Source organism: Ruegeria sp. YKSE079 (genome assembly GCF_059612845.1).
Genome location: NZ_JBXWRJ010000042.1, coordinates 1 through 8,677 on the forward strand (window position 1 = coordinate 1; position 8,677 = coordinate 8,677).

The window sequence follows — 8,677 nt, forward strand, 5'->3', positions numbered from 1 at the left end:
CACCTCGGGCATCCGCCTGGGCACCCCCGCCGGCACCACCCGCGGCTTCGGCGAGACAGAGTTCCGCCAGATCGCCGACTGGATCGTCGAAGTGGTCGACGGCCTGGCCGCAAACGGCCCGGACGGCAACGGCGAAGTCGAAGCCAAGGTCCGCGCCGAAGTCGCAGACCTCTGCGCCCGATTCCCCCTGTACCCGAACCTCTGAGACATCAGTCAGTTCGTGAAAAAAAACGGCGCCTCACTGGCGCCGTTTTCCTTTTGGTCACCCGAACTTTTCCGGCCCCTATTGCGCGCATCATGGTTGTACTGAAAGCGCAGGGCCGGGCTCAACGGTCTGGCGCGGTCGTTCAGATCTCGTCCTTGGGATCTTTCAGCGCCTCTTCCAGCAGCTTTTCGTTACGCGCCTCTTCGATCCGGTTCAGCCGGTCCTCGGCAGAGCGGGTGTCGAACCGGTATTTGACCACATTGATCAGGCTCACTGTCAGCAACAGGATGCCCATGCCCCAATACCCCTTTGTTGCAAGCGGCACATCCGTGGACAAGTACAGGGAGATGGCCAGCAAGCCATAGGCGAGGGCGACGCCGGCCCCGTTCAGCATCACGATGAGCGAGTTTTCATTACGGCTATTCATCTTGGTCTCCTATTATTTGTTGGGTTAATTCTTTTTGCCCTGGTCATCTGGATCGGCATCCGTCTGCGATTGCTGTTCCAGACGTCGCAACACACTCGCCGCGGTTGAGCGTGTCCCAGGCCCATAACCGGCATCCTCCATCTGTTCGGCCAGCGACGAATGATCGAGTTCCCCGTCAATGTCGCGCAATATCTCGGCTTGCTCGAACGGGTCATCCTTTTGCATCACACGGTTGATCAGCGCCTCGGCCTCTTCGATCGGGCTGTCCCCGCCCAGATGCCGGTTCAGCCGCTTTTGCAGACCCTGCTCGCGCCGGATCGCCCGCGCCGTTACCGCGCCTTGTTTAAGGTCGATGATGCGACGGTTTGCAGTTTCGACCGTTTGCCGCAGTTGCACGATGCGCGTGTCCAAACGTGTCAGCGTCTGTTGCCGCAGAGTCGTTTCGTTTTCCAGATCAGCGATGGCCTGCGCCGCCGTGCGCGCCATGTCCTCGCGCCCGTCCGCCAGCGCAAGAGCGGCGCGATCAGTCAGGTCTCGCATGCGGGTCTGCAAGCTGTCAGCCTGGCGCTGCTCGCTGCGCTGGCGCTGGATCATGCTGGCCAATGTCAGCTTGGCCGCTTTCAGATTCTGCTCCGCCTCGCGGATTTTCTGGTAAATCAATTCGATGGAATAAGCGTCGCGCAGGCGATCCTCGGCGCGGGCATTAGCGCCATTGAACAAGGTTTTCAAAGTACCAAACATAGGTTCCTCCAAGAAATGAACATCGTTCACAAACTTGACGTACCAATACTTTGAACAATGTTCAATAGTTCTGTGAACGTCGTTCAGGAAACTATTTGTTTCCGATTTGGAAAAGAACTCTCGCAATCATACGCTCGACCTGCTCGCTCGGAACACCCGAGATCCGGTTTTCGAGGCCCAGTATTACGATCCCATGCACCGAGGAAAACAAGGCGCGGGTCATCAGATGCAAGTCCTCTCGCGTATCATTCGGAAACAGCTTCGACACCGGGTCAGCAATATATGCAAAAAGGTCGTTCAAGGCCTGGCGATACCAGTCTGGCACCATACCATCATCGACCATCTTCAGATCGAACAGGGCGCGCCAAAGGTTCGTATTGGCCTCGGCAAACCTAAGATAGGCCGTACTCATGACGATCAGGTGCTGGACCGGTTCTTCGCTACCGTCGAACGATCCGGCAACGGCCTGCCCCAGACGCTGAAAGGTCCGTCCGTTCACCGCAATGATGATCGCGTTGAGATCGTCAAAGACATTGTAGATCGCCCCCAGCGCACAGCCCGCATCTTTGGCAAGATCGCGGGCGCGCAGCTCCGCCACCCCATCGCGAGCAATCCGGGTTTCCGCTGCCACGACAAGTTTTTCACGCAATTCCGCCCTGCGGGCCTGAGATTTCGATACCATGCCGATCCCTTCCATGAACCTCGTTCACAATACGAGACCCGAGAGGAAACGAAAAGATCAGATCACCCCTGCCACCACAGGAACGCGCCGATCAGCGCGGCCAATAAAAGCAGGTTGAACGCCAGGCTGCCGAGAATGCTCAAAAACCGCCCCCAACGGCGGTCGGCCAGATCAATTGCGTGCAGATGCGTCTGCACCTCATGGGCCGCCGCCGTCAGCGACGGGGTGTCCAGCGTCAGGCGCAGCTTTGGATGACTCGCCATCGGCTCGGCCCGCGCCAGAACCATCGCCTGCCCATAGACCCGGCGCGGCAGCCGGTGTCTGGCGCGTTTCAACGAGGCGGCAAGCGTTTTGCCCCGCACGCCAAGCTTGCTGCGCAGCAGTCCGATCGTCTCGGCAATCTGGTCCTGAACTTGTTTGCCGTGGCTCACCTGCGCATCCTCCTGACGGGCAAACATATCCTCGCGCCACGGCAGTCTCAATGGGGCTGGCCGTTTTGAAAAAGCGCCTGTATCACCGTGACATGTTGAACACGATCATTCATGGCACACCTACCGCCCTGCCCCCGCTGGTGATTGCGCACGGCCTTTACGGCTCGGCCCGCAACTGGGGGGTCATCGCCAAACGTCTGTCCGATGAACGACAGGTCATCGCGGTTGACATGCGCAACCATGCCCACAGCCCCTGGTCGGACGTGCATGACTATCCCGCGATGGCAGGCGATCTGGCCAAGGTCATCGACCACCTCGGCGGCACGGCGGATGTTGTCGGTCATTCGATGGGCGGCAAGGCAGCGATGACTCTGGCCCTGCAGCACGGCGATCTGGTGCGCAAGCTGGTTGTCGCCGACATCGCGCCCGTGGCCTACGGCCACAGCCAGATGCCCTTTATCGAGGCGATGCGCGGTGTCGACATGTCCACGGTCGAGCGCCGCTTGGATGTCGAGGATCAGCTTGCCGTGCTTGGGGTCGACAAGGCGCTGCAAAGCTTCTTCACCCAGTCGCTGGACCTCAACGAAAAGCGGTGGCGGCTGAACCTTGATGGCCTGGCCGCCGAGATGCCCAAGATAATGGGTTTTCCCGACATCGACGCCACATGGGACGGCCCCACGCTGTTTCTGTCTGGGGCCGCCTCGGACTATGTCAAACCCGAGCATCGCGACCTGATCCGCTCGCTGTTTCCGCGTGCACGCTTTGCCAAAATCCCCGAGGCGGGTCATTGGCTGCATGCGGAACGGCCCCGCGAATTCGAGGCCGCAACACGGGCTTTCCTGAACGCGTAACCCTGGTTCAGCCCTGATACAGCCGCCGCGCCACCAGCCACGACACCGGCGCGGCCGCGGCAAAACCCACGGCCGCTGCCGACAAAATTGCCCCCAGCGACACCAGTCCTGCGGACAGGACGGCGATTACCGCCGACCCGGCCAAAGCCGTTGAAATCAGGGAATAAAGAAGTGCTGCAAGCCGTATCATGGCCGATTCGTCCTTTGTTGTCCGTTCCGCCACTTCATGCATCTTTTGGAATGTGATGAGCTTTGACCTGGATCAGCTTGCCTACATTCCCGGATCGACCGGCTCGATCACGTCGCCCCCGCCTTGCCGCCAATCGTTCAGCCCGCCCAGGTTATAAACCTCGGCATAGCCCATTTCCTTTAGCAGCTTGCCCGCAAGCGCCGCGCGCCCTCCAGAGGCGCAATGCAGCACGATCACCCGGTCCTTTTGCATTTCAGGGTCATGATACGGCGTCTCTGGATCGGCGCGGAATTCCAGCATACCGCGCGGGATATGGTGCGAACCCGCCGCCCGCCCGGTGCGTTCCAGTTCCGGCGCGTCGCGAATATCCAGCAGCAACGCGCCCTCTTCCATCAGCTGTTTTGCCTTGGCCGCATCAATCCGTTCGATGACCGCATTTGCAGCCTGCATCATGTCTTTGACCGTCAGTGCCATCCGTTTCCTCCCTGAAACCTTTGTTGGGTATGTACATGCGAATTTTCGAAGATGTAGGTGCCGGATGCAATTCGAAAACGTTCGCTTTCAACAGAACCAGGTCTTTCACCTGCACAATTGGCGGAACTCACAATGCATTTGGCAGGAAATCAAAAGGCCGCACCCTCCGGGCTCCTATCTTTCTCTTGTCCACTCACGGACCGGTCGGGGCGAGGCGGAAACGCCGATGACCCCCGGCCACCCCGCTCCGGTCTGCCCGGATCAATCGCCTTTCACCAAAGACGCCTTTTCCCGAAACGCGCTTGGCGATTCTCCCGTCCACCGCCTGAACGCAGTGGAAAACGCCGCCTGATCCGCATAGCCGAGCGCAAAGGAAACTTCCGACAGGTTCATGCCGGCCTTGATGAAGGTCTGCGCCAGATCGCATCGCAGGTCATCCACGATGGCGCGGAAATTCGCGCCTTCTTCCTGTAACCGGCGGGTAAAGGTGCGCGGGCTCATACCCAGATTGGCGGCGGCCTCTTCCGCCGGGATGACCCGTCCGGGCAGCGAGGCGGTGATCAGCCCCTCGACCCGCGCCCTCAGCGGCTGTTTCGGCACCGCCCGCTCCGCCAACAGCCGATTGCCATACTCGACCAGATGGTCGCGCAGGCTGGCGTCATAGGTCGGAATGGGCAGGTCCAGGCTGGAATGCGACAACAGGATCTCGGTCTTTTCCGCCCCGAACACTACAGGGAATCCCCCAACCTTCTGAAAGATTTGCGCAGCCTTCCCAACCTGATGCTGCAACCGCATCTCGATCGGGAAGAACCCGGATTGCGTGACCGACCGCATCCGCGCGACCGCGGCAAACATCAATGTCTCGGTTCGGCGGTGATAGCGGGTATATCCCGCATCCTTCCAGTCCGCTTCGAGCGAGGCGACATTTCCCGAAATCCGCAGGCTGAACGCAATGGCGGGATCGATGATGTCGTGAAAGCGCGACGTGTAGTCAATCGCCTCCCGCAGGTTCCGCGAGTATTTGCTGATATATGCGTTCAGGCCGGACGCATCCCTCAACGCAAGCCCGGCCTTGGCGCCAAAGGAAATGTCTTTCATCTGATCGCAGGCGGCCCGGACAAAACCGGCCTCGTTACGGATGTCACAGACCTCGGCCGGCGGGTCGATATCGGCGGTCGTCAGCCCGCTTTGTTTCATAATACCGGCGATATCTTCCGGCGTTGCACCGGACGTTTTCAAAAACGAGATCAAATGCCGGATACGGGCGATTGGCACGTCCATGAATCTGCCCCTAATGAACCTGAATGAACATCACCAGCATATGGTCAACTGGCCAATTAAACAAAGAACCAATCACGCCGTCGCCCAGGATCACTCCGGCAAACCTGCCCGGTGCAGATCCTCGGTCATCATCGCCAGGTAGTCCGGCGCAAAGCCGCTCCAGCAACGATGGAAGCGGCTGATTGAAAAATCCGGCCTCCAGCTCAACAGCTCCTGGATGACTTCATTTGCCTCCGAAATCCGGTCCTGGCGCGCCAGGACAACACTCATGACGATGGGCCCAACCGGCCCGGCCATTTGACTGTGACACGCCGACCTTGCCAGAACCTCAGCCTCGCTGATCTCTCCGGTAGCGTATCGGCACAACGCCTTGAGGCATCTCTTGACGTCAAGAAACGGCCCCTTTGGACTTAGTCGAATTGAGGTCTCAAGAATTGGCATGGCAGCCTCGGCCTGCCCGCCCCAGAAATATGCAACCGCCAGACAGAGATGCGCCACAGTTGAACTCGGATTCAACGAAACGGCCAGTTCGGCCTGATCCACTGCTCTTTGGTGCTTACCCTCGAACGCCAAAACGCGGCTCAGCGCAACCTTCGCCATGCTGCTTCGGTCGTCCAGGGATACGGCGAGGCTCGCCTGTCGGCGGGCTCTCTCCAAAACCTCTTCCGGTTTCTCGGTTTCACAGAATGTGATGCGGCGACAATCGAAAAAAGACAACAACGCATGGGCCTCGCCGAATTGGGGGGCAGTTTCCACCAGACTTCCGAGCAGAGTTTGCGCAGTTTGCGTATGCTCTTCAGAAAACTTGTGAAAATGCCACATCGCGCGTTGAAAACCGTGCCAAAGACTCAGCGAGCCTTCAAAAATACTGGCGCGTTCGCGCTCCACGACCTTCAGCCGTGAATCGACATTCATCGCAATTGCCTGGGCGATTTCCTCCTGCAAATCGAATATGTCCTGCACATCCCGGTCAAACCGCTCTGCCCACAGGTGATGGCTGGTTCTGGCGTCGATCAGTTGGACAGAGATTCGCGCCCGCGCCTCGGCTCGTCGTACGCTGCCTTCGACAATGTAGTCGACCCCCAGTTCGCGCCCGATCCGCTTTACATCTACTGGCTGCCCCTTGTAGGCAAAGGATGATCCCCGCGAAATCACCATCAACCAATCCACGCTCGACAGACAGGTCAGCAGTTCCTGGCTGAACCCATCCGAGAAATATTCCTGTTCAGGATCACCACTCAGGTTGTCAAAGGCCAGCACAGCAACCGCCGGCCTGTCCTCCGGCAAAACACGGGTGGGGTCCGAAACCCGGAACCGCCCGTCACTGCTGCTTTTGACCGGCATGCCGCCGTCGGCCCCACCTCCTGCCATCTCGGTAATTTCGAACAGCGGCCCGTGTTTGGGCCAATCCAGCCCCGAAAGCACCACATAATCCTTGAGGTTGGCCGCCGCGTACAGAAACGCCATCTTTCGGGATTTGTCCGAAAGCGGTTTGTTGACAAAATTCAGGCCCACCGCGACCCGCGCCAGCATGTATTGCTTTTCCATATAGGACAGCCTGCTCGACTGATTGCGGTCCACCCACTCCATCACGTTCCGACGCAGTGTCTCGATCAATTGAATGAGGCCCAGATCATCGCCTTTCAGCTTCACCTCGGGCCCGGCATGGTCAAACACGCTCAGATGCCCCATCAGCGCACTCCAGCTTTCCGCGTCCGCCCTTTCCCGCGCCAGCAGAAGGTGGCTGAGTTCGAAATAAGCGTGGTCGTAAAACAGGAACTGCTTGTCCTGATAAAGCGCCAGATCGATCAGATAATAGTTCAGGCGCGCAGACCCCGACCCGCCAAGCAACACGTTGTACCCGTGCAGATCGCCGTGGGTGTTGCCAATAACCGCGCGCAGTTTCTGATCCGCCGCCCCTCCCGACGCACCCGCCACCAGGTTCAGCGGGTTCGGGTACCAGCGACCATCGAAAATCAGGCTTTGGTCCTCCGCACAAAGCCCGCATTCACTCTGCACAAATTGGAAAATCCGGCCCTGAACCGGGTCCAGCCGATAATTCAACCACCCTCTGAGGATGTCTCCGACCGACACCAGCCCAGCCGCCAGGTGACAGTCGCGGTTCCAGTCCTCAAGCAATCCGGACGACAGCAGGTTCACCGCCTCTACCTGTTCGTCATGCGCACATTCGGCCCAGGGCTTGGCATATTCCAGCCCCCGCCCGGCAATCGACGACAGGATTGCAATCCGGTCATCGACAGCGCTTGTTTTCAGCAGTTCTGGCAGATGCGCACGGGCAAATTCGGGGGCGACCCTGAACGCGATATCGTGCCGCTCCGCCTCCGACAGTTCGTTCCAGGCCGGGTCGGGCGCGCGGTCGAATTTAAGGATCGCCTGCCCGCTGAAATCGGTGCAATGGACATCGGCGGCATAAACATAGGCCCCCGACTTTCCGCTCAGCTTGTGATGCAGATACATGTCATCGCTGAACCCCCATTGCTCCTGCAGCACCGGGCGAAGGTCCTGATACCCCTCTGGCCAGGGCAACCCGATGTGGTCGCCTCCGGGGGTATCCATCTTCGCTGGTTTTCCCGCGTTCTGCACCTTCGCCTCCCCCACGTCGGTCGCGAATAGTTCAGCAATGCACAAAGCTTAGCAGGCAAACCCCGCATCGCACAGCCCGCATTGCTGCAGACGCCTGATTCAGATCGGAATAGAAACGTGGTGCGGGCGGTGGGCATTGAAAATCAATATCCAGAGATTCTATTGAATCTCAAATACTGCGCATCCAACTGATATGTATTGGAATTTTTGGTTTCCGTTGTCTCATTTGATCTCGACGAGTGGCAATGCCTGTTATACCTAGGCGCCGCCCCGGAAAAGAGAAAACCCCCACGGTGTGAACTTGAACGGCAGATGGAAGTGTTCCTCGACGCGCTCGATGCCAAAGCGAAACACCGCGATTTCGAGAAACGAAGGGTTCGAAATGATGCGGCCAGCTTGCCGATAATAGTCTCCGACCTCAAATTCGACCTCGTAGAGCCCTGACTGCACGTCTTGGCCCTCGCTGACCGGATGGTGCAGCAGCCCGTCCGCGCCACACACCCCGGACGCGATTTCCGTTCTCGCAGGTCGTAGGTGCCACAGCCGAACCGCCAGTCCGGCAGCGGGTATGCCATCCGCAACATCCACTGCATGAATTGAAATTCCTCCGGCAACCGGATCGGTTGGATGGGACTGATGCGTCACGACACTCTTCTCCTTCTTTGCGGAACTCCAAGCAGTGAGCTACCCCCTGAATTTCGGACACTGACGTAAGCTACGATTTGTTGTCTGCTGATCTTCGACGAAAAGGAGATCAGAGATGTCGAAACGGAAGAACCACTCGCCCGAGT

11 protein-coding genes and 1 pseudogene are annotated in these 8,677 nt (G+C 58.8%); 2 read left to right on the forward strand and 10 right to left on the reverse strand.

Annotated elements, in window-relative coordinates; genetic code table 11:
• Positions 1–205 (forward strand): annotated as a pseudogene (gene glyA / locus AC2FMY_RS21730) (serine hydroxymethyltransferase); the annotation flags it as partial.
• Positions 206–347: 142 nt separating this feature from the next.
• Here glyA and AC2FMY_RS21735 read toward each other — a convergent pair.
• The 4 genes from AC2FMY_RS21735 to AC2FMY_RS21750 all read right to left on the reverse strand — a co-directional run bounded on the left by AC2FMY_RS21735 (position 348) and on the right by AC2FMY_RS21750 (position 2,537).
• Complete coding sequence (locus tag AC2FMY_RS21735; protein WP_496808082.1) at positions 348–632, reverse strand: YiaA/YiaB family inner membrane protein; 285 nt, start codon at positions 630–632, stop codon at positions 348–350.
• A gap of 24 nt (positions 633–656) precedes the next feature.
• Positions 657–1,373, reverse strand: a complete 717-nt coding sequence (locus AC2FMY_RS21740) for a PspA/IM30 family protein (protein ID WP_496808083.1) — start codon at positions 1,371–1,373, stop codon at positions 657–659.
• Positions 1,374–1,464: 91 nt separating this feature from the next.
• Entirely contained in the window at positions 1,465–2,055 is a 591-nt protein-coding gene (locus tag AC2FMY_RS21745) for a TetR/AcrR family transcriptional regulator (RefSeq protein ID WP_496808084.1), read from the reverse strand.
• A gap of 62 nt (positions 2,056–2,117) precedes the next feature.
• Entirely contained in the window at positions 2,118–2,537 is a 420-nt protein-coding gene (locus tag AC2FMY_RS21750; protein WP_480747712.1) for a hypothetical protein, read from the reverse strand.
• A 41-nt stretch (positions 2,538–2,578) separates the two neighbouring features.
• On the opposite strand from AC2FMY_RS21750, the gene AC2FMY_RS21755 reads away from it, so the two are divergent.
• Positions 2,579–3,337, forward strand: a complete 759-nt coding sequence (locus AC2FMY_RS21755) for an alpha/beta fold hydrolase (protein WP_496808085.1) — start codon at positions 2,579–2,581, stop codon at positions 3,335–3,337.
• A 7-nt stretch (positions 3,338–3,344) separates the two neighbouring features.
• Here the strand turns inward: AC2FMY_RS21755 and AC2FMY_RS21760 are convergent, their stop codons facing one another.
• The 6 genes from AC2FMY_RS21760 to AC2FMY_RS21785 all read right to left on the reverse strand — a co-directional run bounded on the left by AC2FMY_RS21760 (position 3,345) and on the right by AC2FMY_RS21785 (position 8,531).
• Complete coding sequence (locus AC2FMY_RS21760) at positions 3,345–3,527, reverse strand: hypothetical protein (RefSeq protein WP_496808086.1); 183 nt, start codon at positions 3,525–3,527, stop codon at positions 3,345–3,347.
• Between the two features lie 81 nt (positions 3,528–3,608).
• Complete coding sequence (locus AC2FMY_RS21765) at positions 3,609–4,001, reverse strand: rhodanese-like domain-containing protein (protein ID WP_480747715.1); 393 nt, start codon at positions 3,999–4,001, stop codon at positions 3,609–3,611.
• Positions 4,002–4,262: 261 nt separating this feature from the next.
• Complete coding sequence (locus AC2FMY_RS21770; protein ID WP_496808087.1) at positions 4,263–5,282, reverse strand: helix-turn-helix domain-containing protein; 1,020 nt, start codon at positions 5,280–5,282, stop codon at positions 4,263–4,265.
• Positions 5,283–5,372: 90 nt separating this feature from the next.
• Positions 5,373–7,859, reverse strand: coding sequence for a hypothetical protein (locus AC2FMY_RS21775; protein ID WP_496808088.1), 2,487 nt, complete (start codon positions 7,857–7,859; stop codon positions 5,373–5,375).
• A gap of 58 nt (positions 7,860–7,917) precedes the next feature.
• Complete coding sequence (locus tag AC2FMY_RS21780) at positions 7,918–8,049, reverse strand: MJ0042-type zinc finger domain-containing protein (RefSeq protein WP_496748489.1); 132 nt, start codon at positions 8,047–8,049, stop codon at positions 7,918–7,920.
• Between the two features lie 95 nt (positions 8,050–8,144).
• A complete protein-coding gene (locus tag AC2FMY_RS21785; RefSeq protein ID WP_496808089.1) occupies positions 8,145–8,531 on the reverse strand; it encodes a hydroxyisourate hydrolase in 387 nt (128 codons plus the stop codon).
• Positions 8,532–8,677: the final 146 nt, after the last annotated feature.

What these genes read in the sequence shown, in the direction of transcription:
- AC2FMY_RS21745 (WP_496808084.1), bottom strand. Translation starts at nt 2,055, where the DNA reads ATGGTATCGAAATCTCAGGCCCGCAGGGCGGAATTGCGTGAAAAACTT.
- AC2FMY_RS21765 (WP_480747715.1), bottom strand. Translation starts at nt 4,001, where the DNA reads ATGGCACTGACGGTCAAAGACATGATGCAGGCTGCAAATGCGGTCATC.
- AC2FMY_RS21775 (WP_496808088.1), bottom strand. Translation starts at nt 7,859, where the DNA reads ATGGATACCCCCGGAGGCGACCACATCGGGTTGCCCTGGCCAGAGGGG.
- AC2FMY_RS21735 (WP_496808082.1), bottom strand. Translation starts at nt 632, where the DNA reads ATGAATAGCCGTAATGAAAACTCGCTCATCGTGATGCTGAACGGGGCC.
- AC2FMY_RS21740 (WP_496808083.1), bottom strand. Translation starts at nt 1,373, where the DNA reads ATGTTTGGTACTTTGAAAACCTTGTTCAATGGCGCTAATGCCCGCGCC.
- AC2FMY_RS21755 (WP_496808085.1), top strand. Translation starts at nt 2,579, where the DNA reads ATGTTGAACACGATCATTCATGGCACACCTACCGCCCTGCCCCCGCTG.
- AC2FMY_RS21770 (WP_496808087.1), bottom strand. Translation starts at nt 5,282, where the DNA reads ATGGACGTGCCAATCGCCCGTATCCGGCATTTGATCTCGTTTTTGAAA.
- AC2FMY_RS21760 (WP_496808086.1), bottom strand. Translation starts at nt 3,527, where the DNA reads ATGATACGGCTTGCAGCACTTCTTTATTCCCTGATTTCAACGGCTTTG.